The organism is Paenibacillus sp. sg306046 (genome assembly GCF_059821225.1).
Window position 1 is genome coordinate 43,402 of sequence record NZ_JCAMRT010000003.1, and the last position, 19,644, is coordinate 63,045.

A 19,644-nucleotide genomic window follows, 5' to 3' on the forward strand; every position below is an offset into this window, starting at 1 on the left:
ACCTCATTTAGCAAGATTTAGGATCATCCGTTTATTGATTAGCTTGAAATTGAGCGATATTTCTTTGAATTTGCTTCAGATGGACATGCAGATGCTCGATGAGCAGATGGTCCACGATAAACGACATCGGCTTTGTGCCAAAGCGCGGATTCCGGCTCGGAGATTCCAGCTTCAAGTCATGTTCGCTAATGGAGCCAAGAACGTCCTCCACCTGCCGCTTCGTTTGCTCGAAGCCTTGAAGCACCTCGGAAACGGTTCGTTTGTGCGCCTCGGCTACAGCGGCAAGTCGCCCCTCGTGCTGCAAGCCGCGTCCCCATTCCGAGCCAGGCGCCTTCAAGGTGGCCTGAAGCTCGTTCAACCAGTATGGAACCGCTTCCTCAAGATGTGCGAGGACTTCAAGAACCGACCATTTATCTTCCGCCGGTTTGAATCTGATGGCTTCTTCGGATAGCTGGGCCGACACGTGCATAATCTGATCTGTTGTTTCGTGGATGGAAGCAATGATTTGTTTCAAATTCCTGCACTCCCTTCGCTCGTGAGCTTCACGGTGTTTTGCAAAACGCCAATACGGTCGATTTCGATGCGCACGACATCGCCATCCTTCAGAAATACTTGCGGCTCGCGAGCGACGCCTACACCGCCCGGCGTGCCGGTAAGAATGATATCCCCCGGCTCCAGCGTCATCAGATTGGATAAAAACTCAACCAAGTATTGAACGCTGAACACCAGGTTTGCCGTGTTAGAGCGCTGGCGCTCTTCGCCGTTAACGGTTAACACGACTTCGAGGCCGGACGGGTCCTGCAGCTCATCCGCGGTAACCAGCCAAGGCCCCATCGGAGCGCTGCCCTCGACCGTTTTCCCTTGCAGCCATTGCAGCGTTCTTCGTTGGATGTCCCGGTAAGTCACATCATTGACAATGGTATAACCCGCAACGTACTCGAGCGCCTCCTCCTGCGAAACATGTCTTGCCCGCTTGCCGATCACAAAAGCAAATTCCGCTTCATAATCCAGCTGCTCCGAAATCGGATAATAGGGAATGTCGTCCTGCGGTCCGATAATCGTATTGCTGAACTTGGCAAAAATGACCGGAACCGGCGGAAGGCCGCGTCCCATCTCCAAAATGTGCTCCCGGTAATTGTGGCCGACGCAAATCATTTTTCCGGGATTCAGCACAGGAGCTTCGATTTTGACGTCCGACACTTGATACTTGATTTTATAGGCTGCTTTCACTTCGTTACTCGTCACATAATCAATGGCTTGTTTGGCGAAAGCGATGCTTTGCCCGCCTCCCTGCAAAAATTCCACCATGTTAGCCGGAACAAAAGCCTCGGCGATCTGAACCGAACGAATGAGGCCATCCGCTTCAAGCATTGCACGGTAAGCGTTATGCAGGTCAATGACAATCGACTCCTCCAAGCTGCCAACCCGTGTATTTCCTTCGTAGCTAAAGCTGATTAATTTCATCTTGTTTGCACCTCTGATCTATAGTTTGTTGACATCATTTGTTGATCCAGCAGCCACTCGCAGATTCCGTCAAAGCTCAGGGTCAAGGGCGAGCCCCAGTCTGGTAAACTGCTCCGCTGGACAATGCTCGTCCCGCATCGCTTCGATCAATTGCTCCGTATAATAGGAAACCAGCCGCTCATCCGCTACAGGCGTCTGCTGCGCGTAGTCGGATTCGAGATGAAATAAAGGCGACTCCTGAAAACGCTCCGAAAATCTGAACGGCTGCCCGGTCTGACTCGTCGGAATACGGAATACAGGGTAATCCGTGTAGCTCAAAAATCTGCCCGCTTCGATCTGTCGCTCGATCCCGGTTCCATGAAAGCCTCTAAACGCTGTCGGCATAGCTGTGTAAGCATAACAAGGGGTATTATCCGCCCAGGCCGGCGCTCTGAAATACGTATACCGTCCATCGGTAATGTTCACACTCATGCCAAACATCCCGTACAACGCCCGCTCCCTGATTTTGTCCGTTGAGCCGTCCAGCAGCCCAAGCAGCGAATGTCCCCTGACAGTCGCAGGGATCTCCAGACCGAAATAATCCAAAATCGTCGGCATAAGGTCGATATTTTGCGTCAATGCCTGAATGCGCTTCTGACCATTCGGAATGCCCGGAGCATAAACCATAAGCGGCAAATGGGCGATCTCGTTGTAGGCGTGCATGAAGTTTTTACCTGTCCATTCATGCTCTCCCAGCAGCAAGCCGTGGTCGGTCGTGAAAATAACAAGCGTATCGTCCCACAGGTTTTGCTGATCCATGACATCCAGCAGCTTGCCGAGCCAGCTGTCAATCATCGTCAAGTTGGCTGCATAACGTCTGCGGAGCTGGGCGGTCGCTTCTTCCGGCTCCGTTACCCGGCCGTAGCTTGGCCAATCGTACCGAGGGCCGCTATACTCCTCTTGATACCTGTCAACGTAATGCTGCGGACAATCAAAAGGTTCATGCGGATCAAACGCTTCGACCATCAGGAAAAAGCGGTCTGCCTCCCGATTTTCCTCCAGCCAGCGGCAAGCGGCCTGCATCGTTCGCGGACCCGAGTAATCCTCTTCCTGTGCAAACAAAGCGCGATTCTGCTCATACTGCGGACAAATCTGCCCATAGTAGGAAGCCGGGAGCTGGGGCGAATTAACCCGCGATACCCACGGATCGGTCCCCTGTCCCCGGTGAAAATCCCAGGTATCGAACGTCTGGCAGTAATTTTCTCCCCCTCTGGCAAAATAATGATAATGGTCGGTCACCATATGCGAAAAGATACGGTCCTCCCGCAATACTTGCGGTAAAGTCACATCAAAAGGCTCCAGGCCGCCCCAGCCTCGCTCCAGAAACGCCAGCCGCCCCGTCATCACATCTCTTCGAGCTGGCATACACGGCAAGGAGCCAGACCAATGCTGGTCGAAAATGACCGATTTTGCGGCCAATCTTGAAATATTTGGCGTCTGGACCCAGGTTTGCTCGTTGTAAGCCTCCAGCATATGCCGGTTCAAGGTATCCAGCAAAATTACAATCGCTTTCCTCCCCATCGCTGCTTCTCACCCTCTTCGAGAAATGAACAATCTGGAATCCTTCGTCCTCGGGACCACGTCCGATGTCCGCATGTACCATTCCAGCAAGGCCTGCTCCAGCTTCCGCCTGATCGGCTCATACGCCGGAAGCTCGTAGACGTTATGCAGCTCGTCCGGGTCCTGCTGCAGATCGTACAGCTCGTGTCGATCCGATGTGCGCCGAATCAGCTTGTACGCAAGCGAGCGGATCATCGTCGTGCGGCATACGCTGGCCGGATGCTCCTGCTGCTGCCTTCCTTTCGGCCAATACGGATTGCCGGGCTGGATCACAAAGAAAGCATCCGATACCTCTCCGCCTTCAAAGCAGTGAAGCTCCCGCAAATCATAGCCGCCTTCAGCGTATACATACCGCTCCGGGTCTCCGGCTTTGCCGTGCAGCTGTGGAACAAGCGAGCGGGCAAAATGATCATGCCGAGGTTCAATGCCCGCAAGCTCCAAAACCGTTGCCATGATATCAAACAGCTCCACCTGCTCCTTCACGACATGACCTGCCCGGCCGCCCGGCGACTGAATCAACAGAGGAACCCGCGTCAGACAATCCTCCATACCGGTCGGCCATTTCTCAACGAGACCGTAATCGCCTGCATAATCCCCGTGATCCGAAGCCACAATGACCGTCGTATCGTCCATATAACGGCCTGCCTCTAGCGTATCCATCAGTCTGCCGAATGCCGCATCCACGTGACTGATCATACCCAGATATACCGCATGCACACGCTCTAACGTGTCATCCGTAAGCTGATCAAGCCTGCGATAGCGTCGGATCAGCTGATGAAACGACGGCTTCTGTTCGCCGGTGGCTGCCCGCAGCTTAGGCACGTCCTCCGCCTTGTACATGCTGTAGTAAGGTTCCGGAATGACATAAGGCGCATGAGGAGCCAGCGTAGGCAAAAAGATCATAAACGGCTGTTCCTTCGCCTCAGCGGACTGTAAAAAGTCGATCGCCTTCTGAATATACAAGTCCGTTTCCGTCAACCTCGTCTCGCTGACATCAGGCTCCATCAGAAAACTGTAGTAACGCGGATCTGACTCGGCAAACGGGTTTTTCTTGCCAAACGTTTCCCGCTTCGTTTGCCCATAATCCTGTACGGCCTCTTCACCCAGCACCTCCTGCAAATATTCGGAGGAGTACAAGTCATTTTTCCCAAACCATTTGATCTGGTAGCCCTGCTCCTTCAAATATCTGAACAAGCTCTGCTCATGCGGCTGCAGCAAATGCCAAAGCGTGCGATGTCCCGCTACATGCGGATACAGCCCTGTCATCAGGCTGCAGCGCGACGGTGTGCATACGGTATTTTGTACATGGCATTGCTCGAACCGGACGCCCTGCTCGGCAAACTGATCGAGGTTCGGCGTTTGCACAAACGGATGGCCGTAGCAGCCCAAGCTCTCCGCTCTCAGCTCATCCGGAAAGAAAAAAACAAAGTTCATGTGCGACGGCGTCATCGGCAGCCCCCCTTTCTTAGTTCATGAATGAATCTCCGTGTGATTCACATTGTAATCGCTATCATTCGCTCGTTAAACCTTCTTTTTTTGACTTTTGTCAGGGCATTTTTTTAGGTTTTGCGGCTTCCTCTTGTTTTTCACCTGATCGCTGCCCAGCCTGTAGTAAAAAATTGAACCTGACAAAGTAAAAAACATGACTCTTATTCAATGATTAGTAAGCGTTTACAATAAAGGGGCGATCACTTTATGCAGGATGAGGAGAGATATCCAATGAATCGTACGCCATCTACCTATCGCAACCACATGCTTCCCGTCGAAGAACGATTGGACGACCTGCTGTCCCACATGACACTTGAAGAAAAAATCGCCCAGCTAAGCTGCATCATGTGGAATCCACAGCTTACCGATGATCGGCAGGAACAAAAAATGAAGCATGGAATCGGCCAAATCTCCACCATCTTATTCGGGAAATTGGCTGGTCCGCTTCCAGTCGCGCAGCTCATTCAGCACATTCAGCAGCAGGCGGTGCAAAACACGAGATTAGGCATTCCTGCTCTATTCCATGGAGAAGCTTTGTCCGGGGCCATGATGCCAGGGGCTACGAGCTTCCCGCTAGCGATCGGCCTTGGCGCAGCCTGGAATCCGGAGCGGCTTAGCGAAATGGCGGAGGTGGTGCGGCAGCAATTCCGCTCCGTTGGCATCCGGCAGGCGCTTTCCCCTGTCCTCGATGTAGGCCGCGACCCGCGCTGGGGACGAATCGGCGAAACGTTCGGCGAAGATCCGACGCTGATTGCCAGTCTGGGTGTCGCGTACGTCAAAGGCTTGCAGGGCCAAGCCCTGCACGAAGGCGTATCAGCCGCAGCCAAGCATTTTCTGGGATATTCCATGACTGAAGGCGCACTGAATATGACCGAGGAGCAAATCGCGCCGCGAACGCTTCGCGAGGTGTATGCCAAGCCCTTCGAAGCCGTGATCCGCAAAGCGGGTATCACGTCGATTATGAACTCCTACAGCACGCTGGATGGGGAACCCATTATTGCGTCGGAAGCGATTTTAACCGATTTGTTGCGCGGAGAACTCGGATTCAAAGGGCTTACCGTATCGGATTATCGGTCGATTGATAAACTCGTCACCTCTTTCCGAACAGCTGCCACCATGAAGGATGCAGGCATACAGGCGCTCAAAGCCGGGATGGACATGGAGCTGCCCCACATTAATGGATACGGCGTTGAGCTGCTGGAGGCGATTGAAGCCGGTGAGCTGGAGCTGTCTTACGTGGAGCGATCCGTCCGAAGGGTGCTGGAATTGAAGCTTCGTCTCGGGCTGTTCGAGCAGCCGTATCCGGAGCTTGAGCGAATCGAAGCCGTCTTTGGCCAGCCTGCTCATGATCAGCTGGCACTGACGATTGCCCGGGAATCGGTCGTGCTCGTGAAAAATGAAGGCGGCCTGCTGCCGCTGCCCGGCAGCTTGAGGAAGGTTGCCGTTATTGGACCCAATGCGAATACGCTGCGCAATTTGTTCGGCGGCTATTCCCATCCCGCCAGCAAAGAATTATTTTTTGGCATGGCCAAAATGGTTGGCGTTGAAGTGACCGATTCATCCGTTTTACCCTATGAGGCTCAGCTGCATGAGCTTGAAACCGACTACTTGCCCAAAGCTTATCCCCACATGACGACCCTCTATCAAGAGCTGCAGAACAGACTGCAGCAGGCAGAGGTTACGTATTGCGAGGGCTGTCCGCTTGACGGCCGGCAGCAAGCCGGGTTTGCAGAAGCCGTATCCGCGGCAAAGCAAGCTGATCTTGTTATTCTCGTAGTCGGAGGGAAAGACGGGTTCGGCAAGCCGTGTACGACCGGAGAAGGGAATGATTCTTCCCGACTGGGCCTGCCGGGCGTGCAGGAGGAGCTGGTCAAAGCGGTGTATGCCTCCGGCACTCCGATCGTTCTCGTGCATATGAGCGCCCGTCCGCTCAGCAGCCCTTGGATCGCGGAGCATCTGCCGGCCATCCTGGAGGTATGGCATCCCGGGCAGGCGGGGGCGCAGGCGATCGCAGATATTCTCCTCGGCGAATATAACCCGGGGGGCAAGCTGCCGGTTAGCGTAGCCAGAAGCGCAGGTCAAGTGCCGGTGTATTATGCCCATCGCAACGGGAGCGGCTACGAAGGTCGCGGCGTCGATTTATTCGTCACGAAGGACGGCTATGTGAACGAGTCGCTGGAGCCGATCTATCCATTCGGTCACGGCTTATCGTATACGCAATTCGCTTACTCGGAATTGAAGCTTTCTCGCGAGCAGGTAAGTCCTGAAGAAGAAATCACGATTAGCTGCAAAGTAACCAACACGGGAGCAAGAGCCGGCGACGAAGTGGTCCAATTGTATATTCGCGATGAAATAGCTACGATAGCAAGACCTGTCAAGGAACTTGCCGGGTATCAGCGACTCCGTCTTCAACCGGGAGAGAGCAAACATGTGTTCTTCCATGTGGCGATGAAGCAATTGTCCTTCCTTGACCGTAAGATGCAGTGGATCATTGAGCCTGGAACGATGTCGGTGATGCTTGGCGCTTCCTCCCGTGACATCAGGCTGGAAGGCACATTTGACATCATCGGCAAGCCGACAGCTGTGGGAGAAAACCGGGAATTTTTCAGTCAAGCCGGCATTCGATCCTAACGTAAAAGCAAGTAAAAACCGCCTCGCAGGCTGAGCTGCATCCCCAATGTTAGACACCATCTAACAGTTGGAGATGCAGTTCAAACCTGAGGCGGTTTTCTGATGCCTCACCTTAGACCTCGTCGTACCAAGCCTGCTCAGCTAACGCAAAACGATCCTCGGTCTTGACGATCCATCCCTTTAGCTCTGCATGCAGTCTTTGCAGCTGGCTGCGATAAAATTTATTATGCGCCAGATTCACCTGCTCGTAAGGATCTTGATTGAGATTGTACAGCAGCCACGGCTGATGCTCCAGCGCGATGTATTTCCAGCCGTCACGCGTAACTACGCCTCTGAACGGACGGTCGATCCCTTCCTCGAAGGGTCCGGGCTGCATAGCTTGCGGAACCGGCAAGCTGATGTAGGCGCTCTCCGGCACGGCGATTGAATCGGAATAGAGCGACGGGTCCAAAATGAGAGGTGAATAATCGAAGCCCTCCATACCCTCAGGCGTCGGAATACCGCATAAGCCAAGTGTCGTCGGCGCTATGTCCACATGGTTGACCAGCGCATTCGACCGCTTCGGCTTGTAGCTTCGACGGGTCGGTCCGCTCACAAGAAAAGGAATGCGGATGGACTCCTCCCAAGGCGCCATCTTGCGAAATTGACCGTGTGCGCCATGCAAATCTCCGTGATCGCTAAAAAACATCACATAGGTTTCTTGATCCACACCAAGCTTCAATAACGCCTCCCGAATCCGACCTACATTAAAGTCCACCCGCTCGATGGCTGCATAATAGCCGGCCAGTTCGACACGAGCGCGGTCCTCCACCCCCTGAACTGCCGGTACATTGGGATTCAGCCGAATACCGGCGGGCAGATGCCGCTTCATGTCCTCGGCAGGCGCTACATAAGGATCATGCGGAGGTTGCACGGAAAGCACACCGAAGAAAGGCTTATTCGCGCTTGCCTGCCCTCCCTCAACCTGCCGCTCTATCCAGTCGATGCATAAATCAGTCAACGCATCCGTCTCATAACCGGGCAGTCTGACCGTTCGCGGCTGTCCATCCTCTCCATCCGTATGAACATAGCCATGAAAAGGCTGATTATTATTTTCGTAGGCCCACCAATCCTCAAACCCTCCCCTTCTTTCCGGAGGGATGTATCGAATGCTGGCCTGGTTGGAAGACGCTCCAAGGTCCAGCTCCGGGCGATTCCCGTCCAGATGCCATTTGCCAAACCAGGCTGTCCGGTACCCGTGCTCCCGAAACGCATGAGCTACGGTTTTCACCTCGGTCGACATCGGAGAATGAAGAGCCGGAACGGTGGAGCGATGCGGATACTTGCCCGTCACAAGCGAGCCGCGGAATGGCGAGCAAAGAGGCGTTCCAGACAGCGCATGCGTGAAGTTTACCCCTTCCAGCGCCATCCGGTCGAGATTCGGGGTGTTGACATTCGGGTCCAGTCGATGACTCATCGCCTGCGCGCGCATCTGATCAACCAAAATCCAGATTACATTGGGCCGCTTCATCGTCTATGTCTCATCCTTCCATTGGCCTGATAAAAAGCCGGCCGAATCCACCTCCTGACGAGATCGGATTCGGCCGCAATCGGATAGGCCCTGCGTCTAATTCACTTTGCGCAGCTGTTTATTTAGCTTCCTTATAATTGCTGATGCCATCCCACTGCGGGAAATGGAAATCCTTCAAATCGACTTTGGCTCCCTCCGCTTTTGTTTTAGCGACCGCATCCTCCAAGTTTTTATTCAGCTTGGCGGTATGCTCCTTGAGCATTTCCTCCACATTTGTCGTTTTGCCGTTTAAGATCATTTGCAGCACTTCACCTGTGTTCGGCTTCATTTTGTCCTGCACCAAATTGCCGATTTTGTTGGAGACGGGCACCAGCTGCGGATTACGGGCCAATGGGTCCGGTCCGAGTATCCAAGCATCGTTATGCGCCTTAACGAACTCTTTGAGTTCAGGGAACGGATAATTGCTTTCATCCGCATTCACGTCCGGCATCGGCGTTAATGAAATCCCTTGCTTCATAAAAATGTTATAAAATTCCTTGGAGGCAATGGCTTCTTCAATAAATTTCCCAACCTCTTTGGTATGCTTCGTATTTTTGGCTACCACATAGCTTCGTTCCGGAACAGCAAGCGTATAGCCGTACTTCGGCGTGCTTCCGTCCGGAGTCGGCGTGTAGGCCGAACCAAAGTTAAGCTTCGGATTCAATTTTTTCAAATTCGCCAGTCCCCAGCGGCCGTTTAACAGGAAAGCCGCCTTCCCCTCGGCAAACAGCGCCTCCGCTTCCGTTGTTTTCAGCATAAAGGAAGAAGGAAGAAAGCTCCCGTCCTTTTTCAAGGTCAAAAAGTAGTTGACCGAATCCACCCAAGCTTTGGAGTCCAGGTCATATTTGCCTTCGATAAAGTTGAATCCGTCAAACGGGCTTTCACCTTTACTGGCCCCGACCGCAAATCCAGCGATCGCCAGCTGCGTGAAGCGAGCCGGGGTTCCTCCTCCAAACGTGACCCCGTAAACATCGCCTTTTCCTTGCGCCGTCACTTTTTGGGCCATGTCCCTGAGCTCGTCCCACGTCTTCGGAGCCCGCGGCTCCAAGCCCGCTTTAGTCAGTACATCCTTATTGTAGTACAGCATATAGCTAAGAGACGGACCCGTCACCGGCCATGTATAAATCTTTCCGTCAAACTGATTAACCCCTTCCTGAAACGAGCCCTCGTAAAATTGATTTTTCCACGTATCGGACACAAGTCCGGAAATAGGCTGAATCAATTGCTTGCCGACGTAGTCGGAAACCTGCGAGCCAAGCGGCAGCTGAAATACATCCGGCTCACTCCCGGAAGCAAAGGCGGCTTGAACGGCTGTATTATGGCTTTCCCACGGCGCATATTTCGCTTCTACGCGAATTTGCCCCTTGTACTTCTCGTTAAAGGATTTGACGATCTGCTGACCCGGGCTTTGCTCGCCATCCCAGGCGGAGTCCGCGCTCCAGACCTTTAAGACAACCTCGCCTTCAGCGCCCGTTTTAGCGCTTTCATTTTTCGTGTCCGGATTGCTGCTCCCCTGGGAGCAGCCTGCAAGCGCGACCGTAACTGCCAAAGCACCTGCTAGTGTGACTGAACCTGAACGTTTGAACATCGAACTTCCCCCTCGTCTCTTGATTCACCCTTTCGTAGGCTACATCTTCATTGTAAACGCTTTCTGATGAGGGATTAAGACAGTCATTTTTTACTTTCGCGGGTCTATTTTTTACTTTGCGCCTTATCCCGGTATTCGCCCGGGGTCATCGCAAAATCCTTTTTGAAGGTTCTTCTAAAATGCTTCTCGTCCCAATAGCCAACCTGCTTCGCAATCTCAACATTCGTCAGACTTGTATCTCGGAGCATCCGGCAGGCGTGCTTCATTCTGACCTCTCTCAAGTACTGGACAAACCCTTTGCCCGTTTCGATTTTAAACAACCGGCTGAGGTAAGAGGAGTTAAAGCCTGCCTGATCGGCCAGCAAGGCAAGCGACAAGTCCTCCATATAGGAGCGTTCAATCGTGCCCAGCACCGACTGCACGAGCTCTACGCCGCCGCCCAGCTCGTTAAATCCGACAGCCGTTTCCTCCACCGCTGACGGTTCTTCCTTCCGCCGGGCCAATAGCTCCTGCAGGTTCATCAATACGGCGGAAAGCTCGTCGTTGTTCACCGGCTTTATTAAATAATCAACCGCCCCCAACCGCATCGCCATCCTGGCATATTCAAATTCATTGTACGCGGACACAATAATAACGGGCTGCTTGAGCTTCCGCTCCCGCATTTCCTTCATCATCTCAAGTCCATTCATGCCAGGCATGTTAATGTCCGTAATCACGGCATCGAACTGCCCTCCTGCCAGCTTGTCCAATGCCTCCCTGCCGTCAGCGGCCGAGTCTGTAACTGTAAATGAAACGCCAAGCCGGGCAATAATCGTTTTCAGCCCCGCACACATCCAAAACTCATCATCAACGACCAACACATGATGCATCGCTTTCTGCCTCCCCGTCCGCGTCCAAGGGTAAACGGATTTCGGCAATCGTTCCCGTCTGCGGATCGTATTCGATGCCAAGCCTTCCTTGCCCGTTATAATTTAAATATAGCCGCTGGCTGACATTATGCAAGCCTACATGACCGGCCAGCGGCTCGTCGCCGTCAACAGCCTCGTCTGCGCGGCGGGCAAGCTTCTGCCTGATCTCCCGCAAGCGCTCCGCTGAAATGCCTACTCCGTTATCCCTGACGCGTAAAACAAGCTCGTCCGTCTCCGCTTCAAAAGCCGTGATCCAAATGTCTCCTGGCGATGATTTCGGGATCAAGCCATGCTCGATCGCATTTTCCACCAAAGGCTGCAAAATTAATTTGAGCACCGGCTGCTCTTCCAGCTCGGCCGGAATCTCAAAGTGACAGCGGATTCGCTCCGGATATCGGACCTGAATAATTTGAATATAAGCTTTGACATGCTCCACTTCCTGGCGCAGCAGCTTATATTTCTCGGTGTCCACGCTGTATCGGAACATGTCGGCCAACCCTTCGCTCATAATGGCGACTTCCTTCACCTCATAAACTTCGCCCACGCATTTGATCGTATTTAAGGTGTTATGCAAAAAATGAGGGTTGATCTGCATCTGCAATGCTTTCAGCTCGGATTCACGGTTTAACAGCTGAAGCCGGGTTTGCCTGATTTCGGACAAGTACACTTCTTCCTCCAATTCCTGAACCTGCTCCAGCATATGGTTAAAGCGCCGTGTCAGCAAGCCCAGCTCATCCCCGCGGTCGATCGGCACACGTGCGGATAAATCCCCCTTCTCAACTCGCTTCATATATTCGGCAAGCCGAATCATCGGATTTGTAATCGCTCGACTCAAGTAATTCGCAATTAACACAATAAACCCGAGCGCTGCGCAAACGATGATCAAAATCGCCCACTTCAAGGTTTCGATTTTGCCGGACACCTCGTGGAACGGGACGGCCGCGACAATTTTCCAGCCTGTTGCTTTGGAGGTGGAGAAGCCAACCAGCGTTTCCATCCCGTTCACCTTGGTCAGCAAATACCCCCGATCCTGCTGAAACGCCGGCAGCTCATGAATTTGCTTGATCAGACGCTCTGCCTGATCGTCTCCCTTGACGCTAACGACAGCATTCCCCGCCTGCGAGATCATATAGACGGAGCCCGTGGTCCCGACCTGGATCGTGTCGATCATACCGGATAAAAAGTGCGCGTCAAAATCCAGCAGCAGGGTCCCGCTTTCTTTGAGATCGGAAACCTTGAATATTCGGGCTGCAAACGTCACAACCGGCGCCCCTTGGGCATAGTTTTGCTCATGAGCGGGAAGCAAACGAAAACCTTTCTGCCCAAGGACCTCGCGGTACCAAGGGTCATTTAAAAAATTAAAGCTAAGCTTCGGCAAATCTTTGCTGGCCGAGACGAAATTGCCGTGATCGTTCACCGCAAAGATGCCGCGGATATGCGTATTTTGGTTGGCAACGGTCGAAATCAAATTTCTTAGCGCCTGAAGACTAGGAATTAGCGACAAATCCGCCGGGTCTTCCCAATCCAAAAAAGCCTGCGTATCCGGGTCAAACTGAATAATCTTGATCAAATGAGTCGTTTCTTCGGTAAATGAGCTTATTCGCTCGTCAACCTGACGCGTTGTCTGCACCATGGATGCCCCTACCTCTTCGCCAAGCGACTCGGTTAACGTCAAATAAAAGAAAGCCGCTGTAAGGGCAAGCGGCACAATACTAATGCAATAAAAGGTCATCAGCAATTTAGGTCGAAGCTTAATGTGATTCGTCCATTGATCCAGCAGCTCGACAAATCTGTTCACTTGCGGTCTCCCCTATCCTTTGACAGCACCGGCAATCCCTTCAACGAAGTAGCGCTGGAACAGCACAAATATGACAATGATCGGAATGAGCGAGATGCTCGCCGCAGCCGCGGCGCCCGTCCAATCGACGGAATGCTCGCCGACAAACTGATACATGCCTACCCCCAGCGTTCTTAATTCCGGTTTACTTAGAGTAAATACTAACGGAATCAAGAAGGAATTCCAAGTGTACATAAACTGTAAAATTCCGGTTGTCGCAATGGTCGGCTTCGCCAGCGGCAGCATGACTTGAATAAAGGTGCGCAAAAAGCCTGCTCCGTCAATTTGCGCCGCCTCTTCCAGTTCTTTGGGGACGCCGCGGAAAAAAGCGGTAAACAATAAAATAAATAACACATGCGCGCCGCCGGCTTCCGCCAGGATGACCCCGGCCAGCGTATTATTTAAGCCGAGTGAGTTTACGAACGTGTAAATCGGAATAATCGTGTAGCCCTTCGGCAAAAACAATGTTGCCGCGACGACGATGAGCGCCAGCTTGCGGCCCGGAAATTCGAAACGCCCCAGTACATACCCGGTCATCCCGCATAATAAAACAACAATCAGAACAACGGATACGGACATGATGACCGTATTATAGAAGTACACCGAAAATTTCGCCGTTTCCCAGGCTCGTACATAATTATCGAATTGAAACGTTTTCGGAAAAATCGCTAGTCCACTGGAGATGTATTCGGAATTCGTCTTAAACGACGCCATGACCATCCAGATAAACGGGTAAATCCAAACCAGGCCTGTCCCGATCAACAGCAGGTGTGTGATGGGAACCATCAGCTTCTTCACAGGTTTTGCAGTGTCCATGTTGATCCCTTCCTTATCCCAAAATGTGAAAGCTCACGCCCCTAATGCTGCGCTCCGCGCTTCTTTCCGCCCGCCAGGCGAGAAAGCAGGCCAAAAGCGAGCGATACAAACAAAATCGCAAAGCCATATACGACCCCGGCCGCTGAAGCAAATCCGATTCTGGACTCCCCGCCGCCGCCAAATGCGTATCGGTAAATATAAACATCAACCATATCCGTCGCAAACGATGGGCCGCCGCCCGTCATGGACTGCACCAAATCAAACACATGAAGGGCATTCACCGCCGATAATAATACAATAACGGTACCGACAGGAATCAGCAGCGGCACCGTAACGAACCGGAAGCTTTGGACGGGCGTGGCGCCGTCTACCTTGGCCGCTTCATACAAGTCCTTGGGCAGCGTCGAAATGCCTGACAGCCAGTAAATCACCTTGATGCCGAAATATTTCCAGATACCAACAAGCACAACGATCATCAAGGCCGTGTCTGCGCTGCCGAGCCAGTCAACCGGCGTATCCAGCAGCCCGATTGCCATCAGCACCTCGTTGACCAAGCCTTTATACGCCCCGAATATAAACCTCATCACAAGGCCCACGATCGCCGTCGTTGTAACGACAGGCAGGAAAAAAATCGTCCGGTAAGCTGCGGAGCCCTTCAGCCAGGAGGCGCTTAGCAGCAAAGCGAGCAGTAAAGCCAGCGGGACTTGAATAAGAACAAGGGAGCCCATGAAAATAAAGCTGTTTTTAAATGCGTTCCAAAACAACGGATCAAGCAGCGTTTCCTTAAAGTTGTCCAACCCGACAAATTCATCGACAGGACCAATGCCGCTCCACTCATAAAAAGCGTAAACATAACTCATCATCATCGGATATAACGTAAACGAAATATACAATAATGCTTGCGGCAGCAGGAAGATATAACACCACAGCCACCTTCTTGTTTTTAAAGCGCTGCTTCTTTTCGTTTTCGTAACAGCAGCTTGGCTTGTCTTCATTGTAATCACAGCAACCCCTCCTCCTCGTCACTCAAATTGTAACCGCTATCACAACAGCCTTAAACATGCCATTTTTGACTTTTGAAAGGGCTTTTTTTGATATGCGGCTGTGCGGGTCAAGCTTGCTGCGCTCCACCGCTGCCGGTATACCGAACACAACACAAAAAAAAAGCAGCTGCGGATTTTTCCGCAGCTGCTTTCCGGAGCAAGGCTTCCTCGTCCTCGCGAAGCCTCAAGCTCGTTGAGCTTACTTGGAGGGCCAGTTTCCATACCAGGCGTAGCCTGTTCTTCTTTCTTTCTCAATGTCACTGAGCTTGTACTTTACGACACCGTCACGGCCAACGAAAATCGGTTTGTTGGTGCCGATTTCGTAAAACCGCGCCCAAATTGGCGTTGTCGCTTTCGGATCGAAGACAACAACGACGTCACCGTTCTTTTTCTCGACCCGGATGCCTGTAAGCTGTACAGCCTTAAACCAATCCTCGGCCCCTTGATCGAAGCGGAGATTCGGCTGGTTGACGGTCTTGTTTTCAAAATCTTCACAATGTTAGCGCTTTCTTGAGCAGCTAAAGAAGCAACCTCATAACTTCTCCCACTCGTCGGCTTCAACGTGCCCGAATCATGCTGCTGGCCCCACGCCGTCAATTTGCCGCTAGCCGTCACCTGCGTATTCAAGATGCACTCTACGCCTTTACTTACCGCCTGCTTGCTTTTGGCAGCGATACCCCAAAATTATAACTAATATTATGATATTTGCAAATTTATTGCTTTTATGTTGAGGTACGCGGAAAAAACCCTTTGGGTGCAGCTCCGGGGTTGGCTTTCCGCGGTGCTGCGCCAAGAGGGCTTTTCGCAGGCTTGGTCACTTTCCAGCTCGTATATTTTTCACCGAGCGAAGCTCCAGCGAATAGTTTCGATAAATACGATCGCCGCCCTTTCCGGTAGGCGCTTGCGCCAGTAATCCGACTTTTACCCGTTCGCCTGCCGGAAGACTGAAGAAACGCATCATAGCGTAGTTCTCGCCATCCAGGGAGTAGTGAAAGGCGAATGAATTGCCAACGCGGGCCATCTGCAGCCATACTTCTTGACCCTCAATATTACAGCCATTGGCATCATCCGAGGTTTGGTTCGTGACTACGCTAACGACAGCATGGGTGTCAAAATCCGTTAATTCAAAGCAAGCCTTTGCCCAAACCGTCTCATCCTTAAATACCATAATCGAAGCCGAGTCGTACGTATCTGCAAAAGCATGGCTTACTTGAACCCGCATCACAAAATCGCCCGCAACCTCGGTGTGAAAAAACGGGGCATTCACAAGACTCTCCGGAGTTATTCCTTCTTCGCCAATTGCTCCGTTATCGCAAAAAAAGTCGGTTTTCTCGGGAGCGTGCAGAATGAGCCGATCCTCTTCAAACCGGATACGGTCTTCATTTAACCAGGTATACTGCTCAAACATCTCTTTATTCATCGGTCTTTCCTCCTTATTAATGTGTTCCCCCCTCTATTCTAGTCTTAATCCGACGATTAATAAATGACACAATTATGCGGCTTATAGTAAAATATTGTCATCCGGTCCTTCGGAATCGTTTACCCTTTCGTCGCTCCGGCCGCGATGCCTTTGACGAAATATTTTTGCAGGAATATAAAGGCAAGCAGCACTGGAATAATCGAGATGACCGTACCGGCAAATACCATATCCCACTGGGAAGCCAGCTCGCCGACAAATTTAAAAATTTCGACGATCATCGTCTTGGGCTTGCCTGAAGAGAGCACCAGGCTCGGCATCAGGAAGTCGTTCCAGATGCCCAGCCCCTGCAGCACGACCAGGCTGGCCGTGCAAGGTCCCAGCAGCGGGAAGACGATCTGCCAAAAGGTTCGCACGCGCGAGCAGCCGTCGATCGCAGCCGCTTCCTCGATCTCCGCGGGAATCCCCTTGATGAAGCTGGTGAACAGCAGCACGCCCATCCCGACGGAGCCGGAGATATAGATCAAAATCGGCGCCGTCATCGTGCCGTACAGTCCCAGCGTCTTCATCTGCTTGAACAACGGGATCATGTACACCTGGAACGGAATCATCATCCCGGCCAAGTAGTACACATATACCGCATTTGTCCACTTCTTGCCCGTTCGCTCAATCGCATAAGCGGCCATCGGAATAAGCAGGATCATAAAGAGGATCGAGGTCACCGTCAAAGTCGCGCTGTTGAGCATCGCTTGCGGAAAATCGGTTTTCGTCCACAAAAACTTGAAGCTGTCGATATAAAAGCTGCCTGGAAACGCAACCGCATCTCGTAAAATTTCGCCATTGCTCTTGAAGGCGGAAATCACGCTGAAGTAAATCGGAAAGCAGAACAAGACAGCCAACACAAGCGTAATCGTAAACAAGCTGAGCTCAATCCATCTGGCGGATTTGTACATGCTACATCTGCACCTCCCTTTTGCGCAGCAGCTTCACTTGAATAAGCGAGACGATCAGAATGAGCAGGAACAGCACAAGCGAGAGCGCCGTACCGTAGCCCTGCCGCAGCTCGCCGAAGCCGACCTTGTACACGATATAGGTCAACGTCTCCGTCGCAAAGCCCGGGCCGCCGTCTGTCATCACCGCGATCTGGTCGAATATTTTCAGCGCTCCGATCATCGACAGCATCACGCTGACGGTCATCGCACCCGCGAGCAGCGGAAACGTAATGTGGCGGAACTGCTGCCAGCGGTTTGCGCCGTCGATCGCGGCCGCCTCGTGCATTTCAGGCGGAATGCCCTGCAAGCCGGCAAGGTAGATGATCATATAATAGCCGGAGCTTTTCCAGACGGTCGTCACGATAATCGCAAGCATCGCATAGTCGGGGTTGCCGAGCCAGTCAATTTTCAAGCTGCCGAGACCCAGCTTCTCCAGCAGCTGCGAGATGACGCCGAAGTTGTAGTTGAAGATGATCGCCCAGACGAAGCCCATCACGATGCCGCTCAGCAGGACGGGGAAATAAAAAATGCTGCGAAACAGATTTTTGAACCAGCGTACCTGGTCAACCAGCATCGCCAGCGCAATCGCCAGTACATTTTCCAGCACAACAAGCGATATGGATAAAATAAGCGTGTTTTTCAGCGCGTTAAACACCCGCTCGCTATGCCACATTTCGATGAAATTATCAAAGCCGATGTACTTGATTTCCGTGCTGACGCCGTCCCACGAGGTAAAGCTGAGATTGACGCTGTTCAGTGTCGGGTAGATGACAAACAGCGTGTACAACAAAAAGGAAGGCAATATAAACCATACCGAAAACGACACCCAAGACTTTTTCTTTTTTCGGACGGTATTCGTGCCGGTATACCCGCTGATGGTCTCTGTATTGGCCATGCTCTCTCTCACTCCCTGCTGCCTAACCCGATTATTTTGCGGCGGCGTTCGCTTTCACGTTGGCATCCCACTCCGCGTCCATTTTCTTCAAATACGCATCGCTGAAATCGCCCTTGGCCAGCCATTCCTGGATCAGCTTGTAGTACCAGTTGCGCCATTGCGGAGGCATTTGGTTTTCGCCCCAGAAGCTGTTGATCATCAGCGATTTGATCGTCTTCGAATCGTTCATGACCTCCAGCACGCGCTTCATCTGTGGACCCGAGTCGTACGTAATCGCTTCCTTCGTTGAAGGAATGCCGTTGACCGATTTCAGGAATTTCGTGTATTGGTCTTTGGAGAAGAAAAACTTCACGAATTCGATAATCGCCGCTTTCTTATCGGCATCTTGTCCGGCCTTGGCCGACAGCGCCCAGCCCTGCTGGCTGTTCAAGCCGTTCACAATTACCCGTCCCTTGCGGTCCGGCACCGGATACCAGCCGAATTCGAACTTCGGATCGGCCTGCGAAATTTGTGAAAACATCCACGGACCGGAGAAGAGCTGCGCGGCTTTTCCCGTTACGAGCATCGAAGCGGTTTGGTTGTCCGCCGTGCTCAGATAGCCTTTATCTACATAGCCCTTCGTAAACAGCTCGTTGAGGCTTTCCATCGCTTTTTTCGGCCCCGCGTCCGTAAAGCTCACTTGCCCCTTCGTCCGCTTGGAGTTCCAGTTCGGATCGTCAGCGAGCACCTCGTCCATTAGAAACTTGTTTACCCAGAAGCCCCAGTGGAAAATGTCCTTGCCTCCGAACGTGATCGGCGTAATAGCGCTTGCTTTCAGCTTCTCCTGAATGGCGAGGAACTCGTCATACGTTTTCGGCTCTGTTGTAACACCTGCAGCCGCATACGCCTTTTTGCTGTAAATGATACCCTGAGGCGCCGTACCGCCGATTGGCGCGGTGTAATTTTTACCGTTTACCTTCGGCGCATCCTTAAACAGCTCCACAAGCTCACTCGGCAGCTCAACCAGCTTGCCGGCGTCGGCAAACAGCTGGGTATCGCGCATTTCCACGAGGTCCGGGAATTCGTTGACGGCGTCCTTCGTCTTCAGCCAGTCGAGGTACGCCTGCGAGCCGCCCTCGCTCAGATCGGTAATTTTAATATGCGGATTTGCCTTCGAAAAGGTAGAAATTGCATCGGCCAGCGCCTGCTTGTTAGCCGGATCCCCGGTCGCATAGCCGATCGTGAAGGCGACCGGCTTCTTTGCTTCGCCGGAACCCGAGCCCTTGGAGCCAGCGTCGGTGGAAGGAGCGGTGCCTGACGAGGAAGCTCCTCCGCCGCAGGCCGTCAGCATGAGGGACAAGATCATCGTGCCTGACATCATCTTGAACATTGTTTTTTTCATTTCGCAAAACCCTCCCTGATCTCAATCGAGCCTTAT

At 52.4% G+C, this 19,644-nt stretch carries 16 protein-coding genes; 1 reads left to right on the forward strand and 15 read right to left on the reverse strand.

Annotated features, from left to right (window positions below; genetic code table 11):
* Positions 1–31: 31 nt before the first annotated feature.
* The 4 genes from AC6ROY_RS03780 to AC6ROY_RS03795 all read right to left on the reverse strand — a co-directional run bounded on the left by AC6ROY_RS03780 (position 32) and on the right by AC6ROY_RS03795 (position 4,512).
* Positions 32–514 carry a DinB family protein gene (locus tag AC6ROY_RS03780; RefSeq protein ID WP_500098669.1) on the reverse strand — a complete coding sequence of 161 codons (483 nt, stop codon included), beginning with the start codon at positions 512–514 and terminating at the stop codon, positions 32–34.
* Positions 511–1,464, reverse strand: coding sequence for a fumarylacetoacetate hydrolase family protein (locus AC6ROY_RS03785; protein WP_500098671.1), 954 nt, complete (start codon positions 1,462–1,464; stop codon positions 511–513). Before AC6ROY_RS03785 ends, AC6ROY_RS03780 begins: the two co-directional genes overlap by 4 nt.
* A 69-nt stretch (positions 1,465–1,533) precedes the next feature.
* Positions 1,534–3,024 (reverse strand): sulfatase, encoded by a 1,491-nt coding sequence (locus tag AC6ROY_RS03790; RefSeq protein ID WP_500098672.1) that lies wholly within the window; start codon positions 3,022–3,024, stop codon positions 1,534–1,536.
* Positions 3,025–3,033: 9 nt separating this feature from the next.
* Complete coding sequence (locus AC6ROY_RS03795) at positions 3,034–4,512, reverse strand: sulfatase family protein (RefSeq protein WP_500098673.1); 1,479 nt, start codon at positions 4,510–4,512, stop codon at positions 3,034–3,036.
* 270 nt (positions 4,513–4,782) lie between these two features.
* Here AC6ROY_RS03795 and AC6ROY_RS03800 point away from each other — a divergent pair, with 270 nt between their 5' ends.
* On the forward strand, positions 4,783–7,182 hold the full coding sequence (locus AC6ROY_RS03800) for a glycoside hydrolase family 3 N-terminal domain-containing protein (protein ID WP_500098674.1): 2,400 nt from the start codon (positions 4,783–4,785) through the stop codon (positions 7,180–7,182).
* A 112-nt stretch (positions 7,183–7,294) separates the two neighbouring features.
* Here AC6ROY_RS03800 and AC6ROY_RS03805 read toward each other — a convergent pair whose 3' ends face one another.
* From AC6ROY_RS03805 to AC6ROY_RS03855, 11 genes are all read right to left on the reverse strand, one after another.
* Complete coding sequence (locus tag AC6ROY_RS03805) at positions 7,295–8,692, reverse strand: sulfatase-like hydrolase/transferase (RefSeq protein WP_500098675.1); 1,398 nt, start codon at positions 8,690–8,692, stop codon at positions 7,295–7,297.
* A 118-nt stretch (positions 8,693–8,810) separates the two neighbouring features.
* Positions 8,811–10,319, reverse strand: coding sequence for an ABC transporter substrate-binding protein (locus AC6ROY_RS03810; RefSeq protein WP_500098676.1), 1,509 nt, complete (start codon positions 10,317–10,319; stop codon positions 8,811–8,813).
* Positions 10,320–10,423: 104 nt separating this feature from the next.
* Entirely contained in the window at positions 10,424–11,188 is a 765-nt protein-coding gene (locus AC6ROY_RS03815; protein ID WP_500098677.1) for a response regulator transcription factor, read from the reverse strand.
* Entirely contained in the window at positions 11,166–13,025 is a 1,860-nt protein-coding gene (locus AC6ROY_RS03820; RefSeq protein WP_500098678.1) for a cache domain-containing sensor histidine kinase, read from the reverse strand. Before AC6ROY_RS03820 ends, AC6ROY_RS03815 begins: the two co-directional genes overlap by 23 nt.
* Positions 13,026–13,037: 12 nt before the next feature.
* The gene (locus AC6ROY_RS03825; RefSeq protein WP_500098680.1) at positions 13,038–13,880 is read right to left on the reverse strand and encodes a carbohydrate ABC transporter permease; all 843 of its coding nucleotides are present in this window, start codon (positions 13,878–13,880) and stop codon (positions 13,038–13,040) included.
* Between the two features lie 41 nt (positions 13,881–13,921).
* Complete coding sequence (locus AC6ROY_RS03830) at positions 13,922–14,875, reverse strand: carbohydrate ABC transporter permease (RefSeq protein ID WP_500098904.1); 954 nt, start codon at positions 14,873–14,875, stop codon at positions 13,922–13,924.
* 321 nt (positions 14,876–15,196) lie between these two features.
* On the reverse strand, positions 15,197–15,538 hold the full coding sequence (locus AC6ROY_RS03835; protein WP_500098906.1) for a pectate lyase: 342 nt from the start codon (positions 15,536–15,538) through the stop codon (positions 15,197–15,199).
* Between the two features lie 199 nt (positions 15,539–15,737).
* Entirely contained in the window at positions 15,738–16,343 is a 606-nt protein-coding gene (locus AC6ROY_RS03840; protein ID WP_500098681.1) for a DUF1349 domain-containing protein, read from the reverse strand.
* A 119-nt stretch (positions 16,344–16,462) separates the two neighbouring features.
* On the reverse strand, positions 16,463–17,293 hold the full coding sequence (locus AC6ROY_RS03845) for a carbohydrate ABC transporter permease (protein ID WP_500098682.1): 831 nt from the start codon (positions 17,291–17,293) through the stop codon (positions 16,463–16,465).
* Between the two features lies 1 nt (position 17,294).
* Positions 17,295–18,227, reverse strand: a complete 933-nt coding sequence (locus tag AC6ROY_RS03850) for a carbohydrate ABC transporter permease (RefSeq protein WP_500098683.1) — start codon at positions 18,225–18,227, stop codon at positions 17,295–17,297.
* A gap of 31 nt (positions 18,228–18,258) precedes the next feature.
* A complete protein-coding gene (locus AC6ROY_RS03855) occupies positions 18,259–19,608 on the reverse strand; it encodes an ABC transporter substrate-binding protein (protein WP_500098684.1) in 1,350 nt (449 codons plus the stop codon).
* Positions 19,609–19,644 lie beyond the last annotated feature (36 nt).

Coding starts and splice junctions, on each gene's coding strand:
- AC6ROY_RS03785 (WP_500098671.1), bottom strand. CDS start 1,464: ATGAAATTAATCAGCTTTAGCTACGAAGGAAATACACGGGTTGGCAGC.
- AC6ROY_RS03790 (WP_500098672.1), bottom strand. CDS start 3,024: ATGGGGAGGAAAGCGATTGTAATTTTGCTGGATACCTTGAACCGGCAT.
- AC6ROY_RS03795 (WP_500098673.1), bottom strand. CDS start 4,512: ATGACGCCGTCGCACATGAACTTTGTTTTTTTCTTTCCGGATGAGCTG.
- AC6ROY_RS03800 (WP_500098674.1), top strand. CDS start 4,783: ATGAATCGTACGCCATCTACCTATCGCAACCACATGCTTCCCGTCGAA.
- AC6ROY_RS03805 (WP_500098675.1), bottom strand. CDS start 8,692: ATGAAGCGGCCCAATGTAATCTGGATTTTGGTTGATCAGATGCGCGCG.
- AC6ROY_RS03810 (WP_500098676.1), bottom strand. CDS start 10,319: ATGTTCAAACGTTCAGGTTCAGTCACACTAGCAGGTGCTTTGGCAGTT.
- AC6ROY_RS03815 (WP_500098677.1), bottom strand. CDS start 11,188: ATGCATCATGTGTTGGTCGTTGATGATGAGTTTTGGATGTGTGCGGGG.
- AC6ROY_RS03825 (WP_500098680.1), bottom strand. CDS start 13,880: ATGGACACTGCAAAACCTGTGAAGAAGCTGATGGTTCCCATCACACAC.
- AC6ROY_RS03830 (WP_500098904.1), bottom strand. CDS start 14,875: ATGAAGACAAGCCAAGCTGCTGTTACGAAAACGAAAAGAAGCAGCGCT.
- AC6ROY_RS03840 (WP_500098681.1), bottom strand. CDS start 16,343: ATGAATAAAGAGATGTTTGAGCAGTATACCTGGTTAAATGAAGACCGT.
- AC6ROY_RS03845 (WP_500098682.1), bottom strand. CDS start 17,293: ATGTACAAATCCGCCAGATGGATTGAGCTCAGCTTGTTTACGATTACG.
- AC6ROY_RS03850 (WP_500098683.1), bottom strand. CDS start 18,227: ATGGCCAATACAGAGACCATCAGCGGGTATACCGGCACGAATACCGTC.
- AC6ROY_RS03855 (WP_500098684.1), bottom strand. CDS start 19,608: ATGAAAAAAACAATGTTCAAGATGATGTCAGGCACGATGATCTTGTCC.